At 41.3% G+C, this 18,874-nt stretch carries 20 protein-coding genes and 3 pseudogenes; 22 read left to right on the forward strand and 1 reads right to left on the reverse strand.

From position 1 onward, the window contains the following. Nucleotides 1-4 precede the first annotated feature (4 nt). The 9 genes from amrS (at nucleotide 5) to argH (ending at nucleotide 10,414) form a co-directional block, all read left to right on the forward strand. Nucleotides 5-997, forward strand: coding sequence for an AmmeMemoRadiSam system radical SAM enzyme (gene amrS / locus cpu_RS12180; protein ID WP_075860260.1), 993 nt, complete (start codon nucleotides 5-7; stop codon nucleotides 995-997). 94 nt (nucleotides 998-1,091) lie between these two features. Beyond that, nucleotides 1,092-2,324 (forward strand): MFS transporter, encoded by a 1,233-nt coding sequence (locus cpu_RS12185; RefSeq protein WP_075860261.1) that lies wholly within the window; start codon nucleotides 1,092-1,094, stop codon nucleotides 2,322-2,324. Between the two features lie 148 nt (nucleotides 2,325-2,472). Then, the gene (argC, locus tag cpu_RS12190) at nucleotides 2,473-3,489 is read left to right on the forward strand and encodes an N-acetyl-gamma-glutamyl-phosphate reductase (protein ID WP_075860262.1); all 1,017 of its coding nucleotides are present in this window, start codon (nucleotides 2,473-2,475) and stop codon (nucleotides 3,487-3,489) included. Nucleotides 3,490-3,501: 12 nt separating this feature from the next. After that, complete coding sequence (argJ, locus tag cpu_RS12195; protein ID WP_075860263.1) at nucleotides 3,502-4,701, forward strand: bifunctional glutamate N-acetyltransferase/amino-acid acetyltransferase ArgJ; 1,200 nt, start codon at nucleotides 3,502-3,504, stop codon at nucleotides 4,699-4,701. 14 nt (nucleotides 4,702-4,715) lie between these two features. Next, nucleotides 4,716-5,600 (forward strand): acetylglutamate kinase, encoded by an 885-nt coding sequence (argB, locus tag cpu_RS12200; RefSeq protein WP_075860264.1) that lies wholly within the window; start codon nucleotides 4,716-4,718, stop codon nucleotides 5,598-5,600. Nucleotides 5,601-5,615: 15 nt separating this feature from the next. Further along, a complete protein-coding gene (locus cpu_RS12205) occupies nucleotides 5,616-6,812 on the forward strand; it encodes an acetylornithine transaminase (protein ID WP_075860265.1) in 1,197 nt (398 codons plus the stop codon). Next, nucleotides 6,799-7,776: an ornithine carbamoyltransferase gene (gene argF / locus cpu_RS12210; protein ID WP_075860266.1), complete on the forward strand. Its 978-nt coding sequence runs from the start codon at nucleotides 6,799-6,801 to the stop codon at nucleotides 7,774-7,776. The genes cpu_RS12205 and argF overlap by 14 nt, the downstream gene beginning before the upstream one ends. 37 nt (nucleotides 7,777-7,813) lie before the next feature. Next, the gene (locus tag cpu_RS12215) at nucleotides 7,814-9,025 is read left to right on the forward strand and encodes an argininosuccinate synthase (RefSeq protein ID WP_305764301.1); all 1,212 of its coding nucleotides are present in this window, start codon (nucleotides 7,814-7,816) and stop codon (nucleotides 9,023-9,025) included. Between the two features lie 15 nt (nucleotides 9,026-9,040). Continuing rightward, complete coding sequence (gene argH / locus cpu_RS12220) at nucleotides 9,041-10,414, forward strand: argininosuccinate lyase (RefSeq protein ID WP_075860268.1); 1,374 nt, start codon at nucleotides 9,041-9,043, stop codon at nucleotides 10,412-10,414. 53 nt (nucleotides 10,415-10,467) lie between these two features. On the opposite strand, the gene cpu_RS12225 is transcribed toward argH, so the two are convergent. Next, the gene (locus cpu_RS12225) at nucleotides 10,468-11,256 is read right to left on the reverse strand and encodes a hypothetical protein (protein WP_075860269.1); all 789 of its coding nucleotides are present in this window, start codon (nucleotides 11,254-11,256) and stop codon (nucleotides 10,468-10,470) included. Between the two features lie 322 nt (nucleotides 11,257-11,578). Here cpu_RS12225 and cpu_RS12230 point away from each other — a divergent pair, with 322 nt between their 5' ends. The 13 genes and pseudogenes from cpu_RS12230 to istB form a co-directional block, all read left to right on the forward strand. Beyond that, nucleotides 11,579-11,986, forward strand: coding sequence for a YckD family protein (locus tag cpu_RS12230; protein WP_075860270.1), 408 nt, complete (start codon nucleotides 11,579-11,581; stop codon nucleotides 11,984-11,986). Nucleotides 11,987-12,438: 452 nt separating this feature from the next. After that, nucleotides 12,439-13,230 carry an enoyl-CoA hydratase/isomerase family protein gene (locus cpu_RS12240; protein ID WP_075860272.1) on the forward strand — a complete coding sequence of 264 codons (792 nt, stop codon included), beginning with the start codon at nucleotides 12,439-12,441 and terminating at the stop codon, nucleotides 13,228-13,230. 38 nt (nucleotides 13,231-13,268) lie between these two features. Next, nucleotides 13,269-14,177, forward strand: coding sequence for a LysO family transporter (locus cpu_RS12245; protein ID WP_075860273.1), 909 nt, complete (start codon nucleotides 13,269-13,271; stop codon nucleotides 14,175-14,177). 33 nt (nucleotides 14,178-14,210) lie between these two features. Beyond that, entirely contained in the window at nucleotides 14,211-14,642 is a 432-nt protein-coding gene (locus tag cpu_RS12250; protein WP_075860274.1) for a zinc ribbon domain-containing protein, read from the forward strand. Nucleotides 14,643-14,679: 37 nt separating this feature from the next. After that, nucleotides 14,680-15,153, forward strand: a complete 474-nt coding sequence (locus cpu_RS12255; protein WP_075860275.1) for a ferritin-like domain-containing protein — start codon at nucleotides 14,680-14,682, stop codon at nucleotides 15,151-15,153. Between the two features lie 134 nt (nucleotides 15,154-15,287). Then, a complete protein-coding gene (locus cpu_RS14160; protein WP_075860276.1) occupies nucleotides 15,288-15,566 on the forward strand; it encodes a GHKL domain-containing protein in 279 nt (92 codons plus the stop codon). Between the two features lie 8 nt (nucleotides 15,567-15,574). Next, complete coding sequence (locus cpu_RS14165; protein WP_200800695.1) at nucleotides 15,575-15,751, forward strand: ATP-binding protein; 177 nt, start codon at nucleotides 15,575-15,577, stop codon at nucleotides 15,749-15,751. Between the two features lie 79 nt (nucleotides 15,752-15,830). Continuing rightward, nucleotides 15,831-16,397 (forward strand): annotated as a pseudogene (locus tag cpu_RS12270) (accessory gene regulator ArgB-like protein); the annotation flags it as partial. A 111-nt stretch (nucleotides 16,398-16,508) separates the two neighbouring features. Further along, nucleotides 16,509-16,646 carry a cyclic lactone autoinducer peptide gene (locus cpu_RS12275; RefSeq protein ID WP_077177348.1) on the forward strand — a complete coding sequence of 46 codons (138 nt, stop codon included), beginning with the start codon at nucleotides 16,509-16,511 and terminating at the stop codon, nucleotides 16,644-16,646. A 688-nt stretch (nucleotides 16,647-17,334) separates the two neighbouring features. Beyond that, complete coding sequence (locus cpu_RS12280) at nucleotides 17,335-17,787, forward strand: hypothetical protein (RefSeq protein ID WP_075860279.1); 453 nt, start codon at nucleotides 17,335-17,337, stop codon at nucleotides 17,785-17,787. Further along, nucleotides 17,765-17,893 carry an AgrD family cyclic lactone autoinducer peptide gene (locus cpu_RS14310; RefSeq protein WP_077177349.1) on the forward strand — a complete coding sequence of 43 codons (129 nt, stop codon included), beginning with the start codon at nucleotides 17,765-17,767 and terminating at the stop codon, nucleotides 17,891-17,893. The genes cpu_RS12280 and cpu_RS14310 overlap by 23 nt, the downstream gene beginning before the upstream one ends. A gap of 464 nt (nucleotides 17,894-18,357) precedes the next feature. Beyond that, a pseudogene (locus cpu_RS12285) lies at nucleotides 18,358-18,612 on the forward strand (IS21 family transposase); the annotation flags it as partial. Then, a pseudogene (gene istB, locus cpu_RS14060) lies at nucleotides 18,609-18,874 on the forward strand (IS21-like element ISChy4 family helper ATPase IstB); the annotation flags it as partial. The pseudogenes cpu_RS12285 and istB, both read left to right, overlap by 4 nt.

The raw sequence follows: 18,874 nt of genomic DNA on the forward strand, positions 1-18,874 counted from the left end.
CGCGATGAAAGAGGCCTTGTTTTATGAAACTTTGGGTAATTTTTTTGTCCAGTGCCATCTCTGTCCGCATCAATGCCGGATAGCAAACGGTAAGGCTGGTCGGTGTCGGGTAAGAAAAAATATAGAAGGCAAACTTTATTCCTTAAATTATGGATTGGTTACAGCAGTAAACCTTGACCCAATCGAAAAAAAACCACTTTATCACTTTTATCCGGGAAGCCAAATCCTTTCCCTTGGTACTTTTGGCTGTAATTTTCAGTGTGGTTTTTGCCAAAACTATGAAATAGCCCATCTTGCTATAAATGGTGACGAACTTTTACCCGAAGATTTGGTTAAGTTTACCCAGAGATATCAACGGGAGGGGATGATTGGGGTAGCTTATACCTATTCGGAACCGGCCGTGTGGTACGAGTATATTTTTGCTTCGGCTCCTTTACTAAAAAAACTCGGATTTAAAACCGTTTTAGTTACCAATGGATTTATCAATAAAGAACCTTTAGAAAAGCTTTTACCTTTTATAGATGCTCTCAATATTGACCTAAAAGGGATAACCGAGGAGTATTATCATCAGGTTTGTCAAGGGAGTCTTACTCCGGTTTTAGAGGTGATAAAAACTTCAGTAATGTATGGCGTCCATGTGGAGATAACTACTTTGCTTGTTCCGGGGCTGAATGATACTTATGAACAAATTGAGGAATTAGCAAGTTTTTTAGCAAATTTAAATCCGGATATTCCCCTGCACTTTTCCCGGTACTTCCCCAGGTATAAATTTAATCTACCGCCTACTCCAGTGGAAAGTTTAATGCGGGCGCAAAAGTTAGCAAGGAAATATTTAAACTATGTTTACCTGGGGAATTTACCTGAAATTTTTAATGATACTTTTTGCCCTAACTGTGGGGCGTTGTTAATTCGGCGGAATTATTTTGAAGTAGATACCTCTGGACTTTTGGAAAATACCTGCCGGCAATGTAAAAATAAAGTTAAAGTTATTCTCTAAAGAAGGATTTTTTTAAAAGAGGTATAAATAATAAAAAACACCACCAGTTTTATTTTATATATTAAAAAGAAAATTTGTAACTTAGGAGCAAACTATGGGGGAACAGTCAATTATTAAAGCTTTTTTTACTGCAGGAAAAAGTGCAAAAAAATTTTTAATATCCCAGCTTTTTGTGAATATTGGTTATGGAATCTATCAGGTACTCTTTAATTTATATTTAAAGCAGCTGGGTTTGGGGATGGAGGTAGCGGGTCAGGTGGTGGCGGCAAGCTCCTTAGCCCAGGCCTTGTTTATGATTCCTGCCGGTTACATTGGGGATAGGTATGGCCGGCGCCGTTTTATTTTTTGGGGAAGTTTTGCTGCCGGGGGAATGTTAATTCTTCAAGGAGTATTTGAAACTCCTGGCCTGATAATTCTGGCTGCTTTTCTTTTTGGCCTGGGATTTTCGGTGCTGGTGGTAAATGGTGTACCATATCTATCGGAAGTTTCTCGGCCGGGGGAAGAAGTAAAATTAATTGGCTTACACTATTCGTCTATTATGATTGCCTCAATGCTGGGAAATTTCGGAGGAGGGGCCATTACTGACCTTTTATCCGGAATATTATCCCTGAAAAACAGCTACCGGGCCTCGCTAATTTTAGGGGCTTTAATTTTTTTAGTGGGAAATTTATTTTTAACTAACCTGGAAAAGGGACGGAAAGTAGAAATAAAAGAGGATCTTAAAAAGATTATATTTGGGATTTTTTCGGATAAAAAAGATTTTCCCATTTTTAGGGCTATCTTTATATTTTCACTTTTAATAGGAACGGGATCGGGGCTTTTTATGCCTTATATTAATCTTTATTTTGCTAACCGTTTTGGGGTTACTAATACCTTTATCGGCCTTGCGCTGGCGGGAGCCCAGGGCCTTACGTCTTTGGCAATGATTCTGGGAACGAAGTCTGCCCGTTACTTTGGGTTAGTGCGGGCTTTTGTTATTTTAAACTTTTTATCCCTTCCTTTTACCGTTTATCTGGGGTATGTTCCCTATTTATCCTGGGCGGTGGTAGTTTTTCTGGTTCGCCATACTTTTATGAATGCTGGAACGCCACTTTTTCAAGCTGCTAATGTTTTAATTATTGATCCTTCCCGTAAAGGACTTATTTTAAGTTTAAATCAGGCTACTTTTTCCTTAGGTTGGGCTCTAGGAGGCCCGATTAGTGCCTTAATTTTTAAAGCAGGAGGCTACCCCTTGATTTTTACGACAGTTGGTATACTGTATTTTTGCGGAACGGCATTTTATTATTTAGCTTTTAAAAAGTATTCGTATCTTGGGCAAGAGGTTTAAATGAATAAAAATTAAGGAGGAGGCAACGACAATAATAAAGTTTAGTTCCGGGCTCAATAAATACCCGGAAATTTTTTTGGGAAAAATATTGCATAATTATACAAAAGTATGTAATATTATAAATATATCAGAAAAAGGAGGGGTAGCCTTGAAAGTTGCGGTAGTAGGTGCCACTGGTTATACGGGGGCAGAACTGGTAAGATTATTGTCTATGCATCCAAAAGTGTCGGGGCTATTTCTCTTTAGTCGAGGGGATGGAGAGATAGACTTCCGGCAAAACTTTTTAGGGCTTGATTTTGCCGGGAAAATAAAACCGCTTGATGAGCTTGCTAAGGAAGAATTTGACTTTTCCTTTTTGGCTCTACCCCACGGAGAAAGTGGTCGTTATGCTGGAGAACTTGTCCGACGAGGGGTGAAAGTTATCGATTTATCGGCGGATTTTCGGCTGCCCCTTGCGGTTTATGAAAAATGGTACGGACCGCATCCGGCTCCCGAGCTAGTGGAAATAGCTGTATATGGTCTTTCGGAATATTTTTCCGAAAAAATAAAAACTGCCAGGCTTATAGCCAATCCAGGATGCTATCCGACAGCGTTTTTGCTGGCGGTTCTTCCTTTAGCCGAAAAGGATTTGCTTCAAGGGGTGATCATCAGCGATATGAAGTCGGGGGTTACGGGTGCCGGAAGATCGGCTAAAAGGGAGATGCTTTTTGGGGAAGTTGCTGAAAACTTTCGCCCTTATGGAGTTGGTGGTGTGCACCGGCATTTACCGGAAATGGAAAATATTCTAAACAATTATGCCCAAGGCTTAAGGGTAATCTTTACCCCCCATCTGATTCCGATGAAACGAGGAATTCTAGGGACAATATACTTAGACCTAAAGCAAAATCTTTCTACTGAGGAATTGAGGAAAATTTATTTAAATAAATTCCATGATAATCCATTTATAAAGATATTACCGGAAGGATATTTACCGGAAACCAGAGCGGTGGCAGGGACTAACAATGTTTTAATTGCGTTAAATAAGGAACCAGGTGGAAAAGTGATAATTACTGTGGCCATTGACAACCTGGGCAAAGGGGCTGCGGGGCAGGCGGTGCAAAATATGAATTTAATGGCCGGACTTGATGAAACCTGCGGACTTAAAAATACGGGAATTTACTTTTAGGAGGGAGTTAAAATGAAGAAAATTCAAGGTGGAGTTACTGCACCCGAAGGTTTTTTGGCGGCCGGGGTTCATGCGGGGATAAAAAAGAGCAAAAAAGATGTAGCGGTGATTTTTTCCGAAAAACCGGCGGTAGGAGCTGCGGTTTTCACGACCAATAAAGTGAAGGCAGCGCCAATACTTTTATCTATGGAAAATATCAAAGACCAGCTTATTTCAGCCATTGTAGTCAATAGCGGCAATGCCAACGCCTGTACTGGCGAAGAGGGAATGCTGGCTGCCCGCCAGATGCTTGATGAAACAGGAAAATGCCTGGGAATACCTATTTCGCAGATTCTGGTGGCTTCTACCGGGGTAATCGGCGTGCCGCTTCCTGTTAATAAGGTGCTTAATGGAATAAGGATGGCCTGCCAGGCTTTATCCAGGGAGGGAAGCGGAGCTGCGGCGGAAGCGATTATGACCACCGATACGGTTCCCAAAGAAATTGCGGTAGAATTTGAAGTTTACGGGAAGACGGTGAAGGTCGGTGGTATAGCTAAAGGTTCAGGAATGATTCACCCTAACATGGCGACAATGCTGGCGTTTATTACCACCGATATTGGTATGGAAAAAGAGCTTTTACAGGAAACATTGCGGGAAGTGGTAGACGAAAGCTTTAATATGATTTCGGTGGATGGCGATTCCAGTACCAACGATATGGTGGCGGTTTTAGCCAATGGACTTTCTGGAGTCTGGGTAGAAAGTAAAGAGGAAGAAGCTTACTTAAAATTTAAGAATGCTCTGGAATACGTGGCAATTTATTTGGCAAAAGCTATTGCCCGGGACGGGGAAGGAGCGACCCGGCTTATCGAGGTACGGGTGATTAACGCTGAAAGCCTTCAGAAAGCCCGGAAAATTGCGCGAACAGTTACCTCTTCTAACCTCTTTAAAGCAGCGGTTTTTGGGGAAGATGCTAACTGGGGACGGATAATTACTGCGGTTGGGTATGCCGGAGAAGAAATAACGGTGGAGAAAATCGATATTTACCTGGGTAAGGTAAAAGTATTGCAAAAGGGCGTACCCCTTCCTTTTTCGGAGGAAGAAGCTAAAGAAGAATTGGCTCGCGAGGAAGTAATAGTAACCATTGATTTAAACGAAGGCGATGCAAATGCGGTAGCCTGGGGTTGTGATTTAACCTACGATTACGTGAAAATCAATGCCAGTTACCGGACTTAGAAGGTGGGAAAAAGATGGAAAAATACTTGGAAAAAACTAAAGTTTTAATAGAAGCTCTTCCCTATATTAAAAAGTTTTACGGCAAGACAATAGTCATTAAATACGGCGGTCATGCCATGGTCAGTGACCAGTTAAAAGAAGCGGTTATTAATGATTTAGTATTGATGAAATTTGTGGGGATTAACCCGGTGGTAGTACACGGCGGTGGCCCGGAAATCAGCCGCATGTTAAATAAGCTAAACATAAAGTCAAACTTCATAAATGGGTTGAGGGTTACCGACGAAGCTACCTTAGAAGTAGTGGAAATGGTGCTGGTGGGAAAGGTCAATAAAGAGATTGTTGGACTTATTGAAAAAGCCGGAGGCAAAGCGGTGGGCCTTTCGGGGAAGGATGCGGGACTTATAAAAGCCCATAAAAAACTTGCGAAAAATCCGGAGCCTACGGGGGAAGAGTACCTTGATCTCGGGTATGTAGGGGAAATTTCGGAAGTAAATCCGGAAATTCTCTTAACTTTAATTGATAAAGGCTACATTCCAGTAGTTGCGCCGGTGGGCTCCAATGGTAGCGGGGAATTTTATAACATAAACGCCGATGAAGTGGCGGCTGAGGTGGCAGTAGCTTTAAAAGCCGACAAACTGATTGTTTTAACCGATACTCCCGGAATTTTGCTTAATGAAAAGGACGAAAATTCTCTTCTTTCCAAGGCCAGTATTGCTGAAGTGAAAGAGCTAATTAACCGGGGAGTAATCCGCGGCGGGATGATTCCCAAAGCCGAAAGTGCCATAAGCGCTATAAAGCGGGGCGTTGGTTCGGTGCACATTATCGATGGCCGTATTGCCCATTCATTGCTATTAGAAATTTTCACCGATGCTGGGGTGGGCACAATGCTCACTCCCTGAAAATGGGAGGTAGCGATGGAGTACAAGGAGCTCATTGAAAAGGAAAGTAAATACTTAATGCAAACTTACCGGCGAAAACCGGTTTATTTGGTTTCCGGTAAGGGTTCCTATGTTTACGATGATGCGGGGAATAAATACCTGGATTTGGTTGCGGGCATTGCGGTAAATACCCTGGGTTATGCTCATCCCAAGTTAACGGCAGCGGTCGAAACGGCGGTTAAAACTTTACACCATACCAGTAACTTATTTTACACCCGGCCCCAGGTGGAACTGGCCCAAAAGCTTGTGGAAAATTCCCCCTTTGATCGGGTATTTTTTGCCAATTCCGGGGCGGAAGCGGTGGAAGGGGCTATAAAGCTTGCCCGCAAATACTGGTGGCAAAAAGGGGAAGAAAAATACGAAATTATTTCTGCCGTTAACTCTTTCCATGGAAGAACCATGGGAGCCCTTTCGGCTACCGGTCAGGAAAAATACCAGAAACCTTTTCGACCTTTGGTGCCCGGTTTTGTTCACGTGCCCTATAATGATTTGGATGCCCTGGAAAAAGCTCTAACTTCCAAAACTGCAGCGGTTATTTTAGAGCCGGTGCAGGGGGAGTCGGGAGTAAATCCGGCTGACCCCGCGTATTTGCAAAAAGTAGCAGAACTTTGCCGGGAAAAAAATATCTTGCTTATCTTTGATGAAGTACAGACGGGGGTTGGCCGGACGGGCAAATTATTTGCTTTTGAACACTTCGGGGTGGTGCCGGATATCATTACCCTGGCCAAAGGCCTTGCCGGAGGGGTACCCATTGGGGCGGTGTTGGCCAAAGAAGAAGTGGCCAAGGCTTTTGAGCCGGGGGACCATGCTTCGACCTTCGGGGGAAATCCCCTGGCCTGTACCGCAGCTTTGGCCGTTCTTGAAGAAGTTTTAGCGCCGGGATTTTTAGAGGAGGTTTTGGATAAAGGTAAGTTATTTTATAGCCTCTTAGCGGATGCACCGGGTATCAAAGAAGTGCGGGGATACGGACTTATGCTGGGAATTGAGCTGAATTTCCCGGGAGCAGGCCGGGTTTCTGAAATACTTTTAGCCAAAGGAGTGTTAATAAATAACATTGGGGAGTGGATTTTAAGGATTGTACCTCCGCTAATAATTACCCGGGAAGAAATCCGGGAAGCGTCGGAAAAAATTTTGCTGGCCGTAAAGGAGGCAGGCATCGATGGAGCTTTATGATTTCGCCTTTGCCGAGAAATTAGAAAAGATGATAGCATCCTACCGGGGACGGGATTTTCTTTCAATGAACGATTTGACCGGGGAGGAGATAGAGGAAGTATTGGATTTAGCTTCGGAGTTAAAATTACGGCAAAAAAAGGGAATTTCGACTCCGATTTTAAAAGGGAAAACCTTGGCCATGATTTTTAGCAAAAATTCTACCCGGACCAGGGTTTCCTTTGAAGTGGGTATGGTGCAGTTAGGAGGATATCCTCTCTTTATAACCGCTACCGACTCGCAACTAAGCCGTGGTGAACCGATTGCCGATACTGCCCGGGTCTTATCCCGGATGGTGGATGGTATTATGATTCGCACCTACAGTCATAGCGAAGTAGAAGAACTGGCCTACTATGCCGACGTGCCGGTTATTAACGGTCTTACCGATTACGAACACCCCTGTCAAATCATGGCGGATTTACTGACAATTAAAGAACATAAGGGGCAGTTAAGAGGTTTAAAGGTGGCCTGGGTAGGGGATGGCAACAACGTCTGCCATTCGTTAATGATTGGTGCAGCCAAGGTAGGTATGGAGGTGGCCGTAGCTACCCCACCGGGCTATGAACCGGATCAAAAAGTAAGTTTAATTGCCCAAAAGGAAACCAGCAGGTGGGGAACAAAATTATTATTAACCCACAATCCGGTGGAAGCGGTTACCGGTGCCGATGTGGTGGTAACCGATGTTTGGGCTTCGATGGGGCAGGAGGCGGAAAGTGCTGAGCGGGTTAAAGTCTTTGAACCCTATCAGGTTAACGGTGAACTGGTAAGCCATGCCAAGCAGGACTTTATCTTCCTCCACTGCCTGCCGGCCCACCGGGGTGAAGAAGTGACCGCCGAAGTGATCGATGGTGAACATTCGGTGGTCTTTGCTGAGGCGGAAAACCGGCTGCACGCCCAAAAGGCTATCTTGACTTTACTCTTAGGATAATTTAGGATTTAATGCGTATAAAAATACAACGGGAGGCATAAATATGGCGGAAAAAGTAGTTTTGGCTTATTCCGGTGGCCTGGATACCTCGATTATTATTCCCTGGCTTAAAGAAAATTACGGTTACGAAGTTATTGCCATGGTGGCCGATGTGGGCCAGGGGGAAGAATTAGAACCTTTAAGGGAAAAGGCGATTAAGAGCGGCGCTGCCAAAATATATATTGAAGATGTTAAGGAAGAGTTTGTCCGGGATTTTGTTTTTCCCATGCTGAAAGCAGGAGCGGTGTACGAAAATAAATACCTTCTGGGAACTTCGGTAGCCCGTCCGCTTATTGCTAAAAAGTTGGTGGAGATAGCGGAAAAGGAAGGGGCGGTGGCGGTAGCTCACGGGGCAACCGGTAAGGGTAACGACCAGGTACGTTTTGAACTTACCGTTAAAGCGTTAAATCCGGATTTAAAAATCATCGCTCCCTGGCGGGAATGGGAGATAAAATCCCGGGAAGATGCCATTGATTATGCCGAAAAGAGAGGGATTCCGGTACCGGTTACCAAGAAGCAGCCTTACAGCATGGATAGAAACCTCTGGCATCTTTCCCACGAAGGGGGTATTTTAGAAGACCCGGCCGTTGAACCGCCGGAAAATGTGCTCCTACTTACCAACCCTCCGGAAAAAGCCCCGGACAAGCCGGAGTATGTAGAAATAGAGTTTGTTAAAGGAGAACCGGTAGCGGTAAACGGGGAAAAACTTTCGCCGGTGGAATTAATTTTTAAGCTTAATGAGCTTGGCGGCAAGCACGGAATAGGTATTGCCGACATGGTGGAAAACCGTTTGGTGGGTATGAAATCCCGGGGAGTATACGAAACTCCCGGAGGGACCATTTTAACCTTTGCTCACCGGGAGTTAGAGAGCTTAACTTTAGACCGGCAGACCATGCACTTTAAACAGATGGTAGCCTTAAAGTATGCCGAACTTATTTACGATGGCTTATGGTTTACGCCTCTAAGGGAAGCTCTGGAAGCTTTTGTGGACAAAACCCAGGAAACGGTTACAGGAAAAGTCAGAGTTAAGCTTTACAAAGGAAATATTTACCCGGCCGGTATAACTTCTCCTTACTCCCTTTATGTTAAAGATTTAGCTACCTTTGGTGAAGATAACCTCTATAACCAGAAGGATGCCGAAGGATTTATTAATTTATTTGGCCTTCCACTTAAAGTAAGGGCTATGACCCAGAAACCATACCAGAAGTAGGTAAAGGAGAGGAAAATGAAGCTCTGGGGTGGACGCTTTGAAAAGGATACCGACCGGGAAATGCGGGATTTTCATGCCTCAATCCACTTTGACTGGCGGCTTTACGAAGAAGATATCAGGGGGAGCATTGCCCATGTGACGATGCTGGCCCGGCAGGGTATAATCACCAATGAGGAAAAAGAGAAAATTGTTGGGGCACTTACAGAAATTTTAGAGGAGATAAAAGCCGGTAAGGTGGATTTTTCCCCTGAAGCCGAAGACATTCACCTGAATATTGAAACGCTGTTAATTAAGAAAATCGGGGACGTGGGGAAAAAAGTCCACACCGGTCGTAGCCGTAACGACCAGGTGGCTTTAGACACCCGGCTTTATGTAAAAAAAGAAGGTACGGCTATTATTGCTCTTATAAAAGAGCTCCAGGAAACTTTAATTAATCTGGCCGAAGGGCATTTAAACACTATCATGCCCGGTTATACTCACCTGCAGCGGGCGCAGCCGGTGACCCTGGCCCATCATCTTTTGGCATATTTCTGGATGTTTGACCGGGACCGAAGCCGTTTTTACGATTGTTTAAAACGGGCTGATAGGTCGCCGCTGGGAGCCGGAGCACTGGCCGGTACCACCTTACCTTTAGACCGGGAGTTTGTTTCCGAACTTTTAGGTTTTAATGGTGTCTGTGAAAACAGTCTTGATGCGGTATCGGACCGGGACTATATTTTAGAATTTCTCTTTGCGGCGGCCACTACGATGATGCATTTAAGCCGCTTTTCCGAAGAAATTGTTCTTTGGAATAGCAAAGAATTTTCCTTTGTGGAAATTGATGACCGGTATGCTACCGGCTCTTCCATGATGCCCCAGAAGAAAAATCCCGATGCTGCCGAACTTATCCGGGGTAAAACCGGCAGGGTATACGGCAATCTAATGGCGGTATTAACGATGATGAAAGGTTTGCCCTTAGCTTATAACAAGGATATGCAGGAAGATAAGGAGCCGCTTTTTGATACCGTCGATACCTTAAAGGGAAGTTTAAGGGTTTTTACTGGAATGCTGAAAACAATTAAATTTAACCAGGGGGCTATGTATAAGGCGGCTTTAAAAGGATTTCTTAATGCTACCGACTTGGCCGAATACCTGGTGGAAAAAGGAGTTCCTTTTAGAGAAGCTCACAGGATTACTGGAGAACTGGTGTTAAAAGCCGAAAAAACTGGAAGGGAACTGTTGGAGCTTTCCTTGGATGAGCTTAAAGAGATGTCGCCATTAATCGAAGAGGATATTTACGAAAAGCTTAAAATTGAAAATGTCTTAGCTAAAAGGGAGCTTCTCGGGGGGCCTGCCCCTCAGGCGGTAATTGAACAGTTAAGACAAGCCCGGGAAGCATTAGCAAAATAACCACCCGCGCGGGTGGTTTTTTTTGGCAATTTAAAGACCGAAAGGGGTTTTTATTAGAGTTTGCGCTTTAGTATATGGCATTCCACGAGAAAGTGATTCCCCGGTATTTCCCAGTGCCAGTAGGTAGGTGGGATAGCATCTTCTAAAGGAGACTCTTCAATTAGTTCATCGTAGAGCCTGGAAGTTCTTCGGATATAAAGTCTGGGCCATTTAACTGCTTCTTCCGGGGGATAATCGAGCAGCGGATGGTCAACGGTAAAAATTGCTCGACCGTCATCCTTTAAAAGCCGGAAAATTAACTTGAGATGTTGACGAAAAAGACGGTCTCTTAAGAATTCCAACAAATCATGGATGGAATAAAAGCCGGCCATGAAATCGGCTGCTTTTAACGGATAAATTATCTGGGTAATAACACCGGCGGATACAACCAAATCAAAGCTTTGTTCGAATTCTTCGGGGTGTTTTGGATTATCGTTTACCGCTTTTAAGGCCTCTAAGAGTGTATCCAGGGAAGTATCCCGGATTACCAGTTGAATGTTGGCTAAAATACCGGTTAAATCAAATTCTAAAATTTTAATTTTTTCCGGATAAATGGGTTTTTGCCTTTGCAATCCCAGTTCCATTGCCGTTACATCAATATCGAGAAGAAAAACCTGGTCGAATTTTTTACTGAGCTCATTTAAATCTATGTCATTGCAATTTCCTGCTCCCAGGATAATAGCCCGTCCGGAAGATTTTGCCTTTAAGATTTCGGCCATCAGTTTTTCCCGGTGGGGAGCATATTCGTTAAAAAAGTTTCGAGTATCTTCATTGGCGATTTCTTGAAGCTTTTTGTAAAACATCAATTCTCACCTTGTTATTGAACTTTTTTAAAAATATTTTAAAATTTTTTGTGTACTTTTGGCAAAGATTATTTTTTTAAATCATATGATGAAATCTAATTAGGTTAACTTTAGCCTTTCCTACTCTCTTCGTAACCCTGAGGTAATATTTTTTGCTGTTGTTTTAATTATTACGGGTGGTTACTATTAGGTTCAGCGCTTAATGTTTCGGTAGTTTACCGGATACTGTTTTCTGTAACAAAATCGTAACAAATTCGGCACGGTTTGCTAAAGATTTGGTGGTAAATTTAGAAGCAGGAAATAAGAAACGGGAGGTGGAACAATGAACAAAAAACTTCTGGTAGGTTTAATTGTTGTTTTACTGCTGGCCATAGCCGTTCCGGCAATTGCTGCAGTTACCAATCCGCAGTTAGAGGAACTTAAAGGATTGTACCGTCAGATGGCTGAGGTCCAGAAAAAGATGGTGGATGTGCGGGTGAAAGCTGGGCTATTAACTAAAGAGCAGGGTGAAGTGATTAAAAAGAACATCGATGCAAGACTTGACTATCTTGAGAAAAATCCTGCTGCTGTTACTCCCGGACCTGGTGCCGGTGGTTACGGCTTTGGCCCTGGAGTTGCCTGTCCTAACGCTTTAGCTGGATATGGCGGCTGCGGATTTGGAGGCGGCTTTGGTGGCTGCGGATTTGGCGGCGGTGCTTATGCTCCAACTACCCCTCCGGCAACCAATTAGTTTATTAGGTAAAGAGAGCTTTCCTTTACGGAAGGCTCTTTTTTTATGCTTAATAAAAAACCCGCCAATTTTGGCGGGAAGATTCGGGTTGTGTACATTAAGAAAAAGAAACGTTAAACTAAGGAAGCTTGCAGTGCATATTGTATACCAAAAACATCATAAATACCAGAGGGTTTTGGTAAAGTTTTTGTTAAAGTACGCTGAAAAGCAGGGGCCAAGCGCAAAAGTTTTAATGGTTTTTATTTATCAGGGCGAGAATTTCATAATAAAAAATTGTCATCGGTGGCACCTCCTGCTCTAAGTATATTGTATACAAAAAATCATTCAAAAACAAGTGCTCTCATTCACAAAAAGTGTTAAGGAAAAGTTAAAAGTTTTGCCTAAAAAGTTTGAAAATTATTCACAAACCCCTTATAATAATGAGGAAAATATGAGCAAAGGGGAATGAGGAAGTGGGTAACACGGTACTTTTTGAACAAAACGGCAAAGTGGGGATAATAACCTTAAACCGTCCGGAAGTTGTCAATGCGGTTAATGAAGAAATGCAGGTGGAATTGGCCGAAATTCTCCTTCAGGTTAAAAATAACGAAAATATACGAGCGGTGGTCTTAACCGGTGCCGGTCCCGGTTTTTGTGCCGGTGGCGATGTGAAAAGGATGCTTGCTAACTTTGCCAAAACACCGGCGGACCAGCGGGCTACTTTAATGGAAAACTTAGTGCATAATTGGTTGACCCTTTTAATTAATCTGGAAAAACCGGTAATTTCAGCAGTTCACGGCTATGCAGTTGGGGCAGGACTTAGTATTGCTCTTGCCACCGACATTATTATTGCCGCCCGGTCAACTATTTTCTCCATGGCGTTTGCCCAGGTAGGGTTACTGCCCGACCTTTCGGGCCTGTTTTTTATGGCCCGAACCTTAGGAGTACACCGGGCGAAAGAACTAATCTTTACTGCCGACCGGTTTTCAGCAGAAAAAGCTTATGAACTGGGAATAGTAAACCGGGTGGTGGATGATGACCTTTATTTAGATGAGGCGATGAATTTAGCGAAGCAGTTAGCGGAAGGCCCCACCCGGGCCTACGGCTATGCAAAAAAGCTTTTACATTTAGCTCCATCTTTGGACTTAAATACTTTCTTTGAATATGAGCGGCTTTATCAGTCTTTAGTGGCGGAAACCGAAGACTACCGGGAAGGGGTTAATGCCTTTATTGAAAAAAGACCTCCCAAGTTTAAAGGAAGATAAACTAAAAAAGAAAATTTATAAGGGTAGGGGAATAGGCATTGTTTTATATAGCTTTACCGCTTGTTTTATTCTCTCTGGGTTTTGTTTTGGGATATTTTAAGTGGTCTTACTTTTTAAACCGCATTTTTGTTAAAATGTTTAGTCTTTCTTTATTTGTTCTACTTTTTGTGATTGGAGCAAAACTTGCTACCAACGAGGAAGTTTTAAAAAACCTTATGGTTCTTGGGCTTAAAAGTTTTGGAATTATGCTTTTTGCGGCTTTGGGGAGTATGCTTTTAATCTACCTTTTTGAAAGAAAAGCCAAAGTAGAAGTAGCTGAAGAAAATCTTTCCCAAACTCACGATGACCTTAAATTTGTAGGTGTCTTAGTTTTAACGGTGGTTTTAGGAGGAGTAGGGGGAGCATATCTTTTACCGGAAAAATTTCTTAACCTAAGTGACAGGATCATTACCTTTGCCCTTGCTTTTTTGTACCTGGGAACCGGCGTTAGCTTTGGCGGAGATCGGGAACTCATAAAAAAGGTGCGCGAAAAAGGGGTAAAAATAATTTCCTTTCCTCTGTTAGCTCTTTTAGGAAGTATTGCTGGGGGTTTTGCTGCTTCATTAATATTTAACATAAATCCAGGAATCGCGGTTTCATCCGCAGGCGGCATGGGGTTTTACAGCGTAACTACCGCCATTTTAGCCAAAAACCTGGGGATTGAAGCCGGGACAATTGGATTTTTAGCCAATGTTTTACGGGAGTTATTTACTATCCTCTTAACCCCGTTATTAGCCCGCCTTTTCCCGTATTTTCCTCTATCGGTGGCCGGAGCTACTTCCATGGATACCACCTTAGGGGTAATTACCCGGGTCCAGGGACCCTATTACGGGGCTATCGCCCTTTTATCTGGGACGGTATTAACAATTATTGTGCCAATAGTCCTGCCTTTTTTAACCCTGCTTTAGAGGTAAGCATTTACCTTAAGGGGGAGTTTACAGATGGTTTCTCAAACCTCACCCCTTTGCCCTTACTGCGGTTTTTTAAATGAAGAAGGAGTTAAAATTTGCAAAAACTGCGGCAATAACCTTGACCTAAACCAAGTAATCATTGACCCGGCGGCTGCGATGTGGCAAGGGGTACATGTTAGCCGGCGGCTTTTGGATAAACCTTTATCCAGCAAGCCGGGGGTTATTAGAGGATTGATCTTTATGGGGATACTGTGGCTTATTGTTTGTATTTTTACTTTTTCCCAGTTTATTAAGAGCTTAAAAGAAATGCTTGGAGTAAGGGAATCGATAGAAATTATTTTAAGTGAAGGACTTAACGAACTGTTGCTTTTGGGATTTACGGTTCTTATCACTTATTTTTGGTTAAAAGTGGCGAAAAAAATATTTACCGGTAAGAATAAAAAGGGATTTTTCGAAAAATGAAGAATATAATTAAAAAAGAGTAACAGGGGGTTTTATCATGCATCTTGGAAAACTTAGTTTAGGAGAAGTCTTAGAATTTGCCGTAAGTGTGGAAAGAAACGGCCTTGCCATGTACCGCCAGTTTGCGGTGACTTTTGCCGGAACGGAGTTAGAAAAACTGTTTGATGAGCTGGCCGATGAAGAAGTAAAGCACGAAGAAGATTTTAAAAGGATGCTTGGCGAAGCTAAAGTGGAAAACCTGCCGGAAAGCTATTTTGATGAATACCGGCAGTATTTAGAAAGTATCGTTAATCTTCATCTTTTCCAGGGTAAAAAAGTTGAAGAGGTGGCAGCGAAAATTTCGGATGCCAATGAAGCTTTAAAATTTGCTTTGGAGTTTGAAAAAGATAGTTTGTTGTTTTTCCTGGAATTAAAAAATTTAGTTGATGATAAAGATAAAGCTATGGTCGATAAATTAATAAACGAAGAACGGGGACACGTGTTAAAGCTAAGTAAAAAGCTAATATCTTAAAATCCTTGGCAGCAGGATTGTTAATCTTTCCTGCTGTTTATTTTTTGGCCTTGAGGAGGGCACAAGTTTTTGCTGGAAATTCCCTCTATGGAATGTATTAGCTAAAACAATGCCGATAAGGGAACTTGAACCAATTGGCAGGTGGACTTTATACTGCTTTAAAAGGAATTAGAGATTTTGTGGAGAATTACTTACCAAAGTACACTTTGGTTGTCATACAAGTGCCAGGAAAAATGGAGGAAAGTAAAATTGGACAGGATGTCTCTACCGGTTTTATTGTTTTGGGAAATTTGATAGACAATGCTTTTGAAGCGGTCGAAAAACTGCCTTCGGATCAAAGAAAGGTAGAGGTGGAACTTACAAAAGACTTAATGGGTTATGTTTTTATAGTTAGAAACTACGCTTGCCGATAAAGCCGGAGTTGATTGAAAAAATTTTTGAACCGGGATTTTCTACCAAAGGCGAGGGCAGGGGGATGGGGCTTTACAGCGTGAAAAAACTTGTGAAGAAGTATAACGGAAATATTCAGGTAAAAAGTGATGCAAACTGGACTATCTTTACGGTTCGGATACCGGATAAAAGTGGCTCGGGGAGGTGAAAGGGTGGTTAATATAAAAAATACTGCTTCGGGTTTGGCCCGTTATTTGGCCTGAGAGTTAGACCTTGATCCGAAGAATACCGAAGTGTTACGGTACGGAATGGAAATAATCCTTGGAGCTTTATTAAAAGGGTTAATAATTATTGGTTTTTCCTACTGGTTGGGGATAGTTCCTTACGTTTTGGCAGCACTAATTACTTCCAGTATATTCCGGTTACTTTCCGGGGGAGCCCATTGCATTACATATATGCGTTGCTTGATATTTAGCTCAACCACACTGCTTTTAATAGGCATTTTGGCTCTTTTAATTGCTCCGTATGTTAAGGAAAACTTATTGCTGCTTTCTGTAATTGCGCTGGCGTTGGTGGGACTATATTTTGTAAAAAAGTGGGCTCCGGTGGACAATCCAAACAAACCAATCCCTTCAGAGAAAAAGGGAAAATTCAAAAAGCTTTCAGCAATCTACGTTATTACCTGGGTTACCGTTATGATTTTATCATTATTTAACCGGGCTGAAATATCGGTGACTTTTCCTGTTATTTTAGCCAGTATGGGAGGTTTTACCGTTCAGCTGTTAAGTTTATGCCCGGCCGGTTGCCGGATGATAGGTAGAATTGACCGTATGCTTGGTAAATTTTTTGCATAGCTCCTTACATTTTTGCTAAGCAAGACTGATTTATTAGATAAAGAAAATGCAGATTATAACAAAATTTATATATAGAAAGCATTAAAACATGTAAAAAGGGGGGACGGTAGCATGTTTAAAAGGGTAAAACTCACTTTTCTTTCCGCTGTAGCAACCCTGGCTCTTTATGCAGGTTTTCTTAGCATTAAACCGGCAAGTTTCTTTTTGTGGTACCAGCCTGAAGTACCAGAACACCTTAAACGAAATTAATTGCTAGTTTTAATTGCTGAAGGTGATCCTAAATATTGTATGTAAAAAATTGCTCTTGGTTTAGCAAGGGCAATTTTTTTGTACCTTTGAAAGATAATTCACGGAAGTTTAAATCAATGAAAAAGAATTTTCAGACAACGAAAACGACTTTTCAGACAAGGATTTTACCTTTATAGACAATACCTATTGAAATTGAATGGAGGATTTGTTTAGAATTGGAATAAGCAGAAAAAACCAAGAGGGACACCATTTCTAATAAGCAATTTAATTGACCCAATTGTAAACTTCTTTACCGAAAAAACTTAATTTTTTTACTTATTGCGTTAGCATGGAGGGTTTTTTTCTTAATAAAAATCATTTTAACGATTAAGGAGGTGGCATAGTTCGGGGAAAAAGAAAAATCTTAAATGGAGAAGGACAATTAATTGCGAAGGTGGTGATCTGAATAGGCTTAGAACTAAAAAAAGAAATAAGCCGGCGAAATAGTGAACTTAAAGGTGTTATTGATTTAACAGGTTACCTAAAAGGTAAATTTTTAGTTGATTTAAACAACGAATCATCTGTTTTTTTGGTTGATAATTCTATGGATGATTTATTTGTAAAAATCCCCAGAAAAAAAGAATGCCAAGTTTATTTTGGGAACTTGAGGATAAAAATTTAATAAAATCTAGCGAGTTGATTTTAAATAATGAAAACTAAAGATAATTTTAATTATAAATTATTTTTTGCAATATTTAGCTTAATTTTTATTTTACTTGCATTTGTATATATAAAAGCAAATTCAATTAATGCAAATTATAAGTATTATTTTAAAAAAATTAATAGTAACGAAATTACAAAGATAACTTTATTGTGTGAAGATAAGGAATATGTATTTGATAAAAATAACATTTTATTTTACCAAATTATAAAATTATACAATCAAAGCCAGAGACCTTATAGACCAATAGAGGATCCAAAATCGACTGTGTTATTGATATTTACGTATCATAACGGAAATAAACTTATACTATATTCTGATTTTGTTGAACAATATTTTTATGTAAAGGATAATAGTAAAGAAGGTATCATTTATAACAAAAGATTATCTGACTTTATTAAAGGTTTTATTAAATCAAATGTTACTACTCATACTAATTAGATGTATTAGATCTACACTAACTAACGCAATATTTGCTTATTTTTTTAAGACAAGTTTCTTTCTGTGGTACCAACCAAAAGTATCCGAACACCTTAAACAAAATTAATTACTGGTGATAATTCCTGAAGATGCTACTAAAATATTGTCTGTGAAAAAATTGCTCTTGGGTTAGTTAGAGCAATTTTTTTTGTACCTTCAAAGGAGAATTCACGGAAGTTTAAATCAATGAAAAGGAAGTTTCCGACAATGAAAACGACTTTTCAGACAGGGATTTTACCTTTATAGACAATACCTATTGAAATTGAATGGTGGAATTGTATAAAATTGGAGTAACCAGAAAAAACCAAGAGGTACACCATTTCTAATAAGCAATTTAATTGACCCAATTGTAAACTTCTTTACCGAAAAAACTTTATTTTCTTACTTACTGCGTTAGCATGGAGGGGGTAAATGAATAATGTTTATATTAACAAATAGTAAAAGATTCACATTTTTTATAATGATTTTATTGTTTGTTGCATTAATTTTAAATTCATGTGGATTAATTCAGGATAAGGAACTTACCAATGGTATAGCGGAAAAAAGGTGGTTGTAAGGGACAAAAACGGTAAAATCGAAATCCTCTATGATGGGAAGGTGATAGCTGTCCACGAAAAGCATTACCGCTCAAGGAGCACCGTTTTCCTCAAAGACCAGTATAAGGGTCTAAAAGAAGCCGAGGGCATGTTTTATCCCAGGCCGAGGGCGATCAAGTTATCTTCCCTGGAAGTTGAGAAGCGTCCTCTGGGGGTTTACGAAAGCCTCCTGGAGGTGGGCACAGTATGATAGACCTTGAAAAAGCTCGTTCCCACCTTGAAGAACTTGGGCTTTTAAGCGCAGCAGCTTTTCTTGACGCCCTCCTGGAAAGGGCCCAGCGGGAAAATAGCACATATGTTGATTTTTTAAATGACCTGCTTGAAACTGAACTTGCCGAAAGGCTAAGGCGAAATGTCGAAGTAAGGTCAAAACTCGCCCGGCTTCCGTATAAAAAGACCCTGAAGGAATTTGACTTTACCTTCCAGCCCAGTATCGATGAAAAACTGATAAA

It is taken from the genome of Carboxydothermus pertinax (assembly GCF_001950255.1).
Classification (GTDB): Bacteria; Bacillota; Z-2901; order Carboxydothermales; family Carboxydothermaceae; genus Carboxydothermus; species Carboxydothermus pertinax.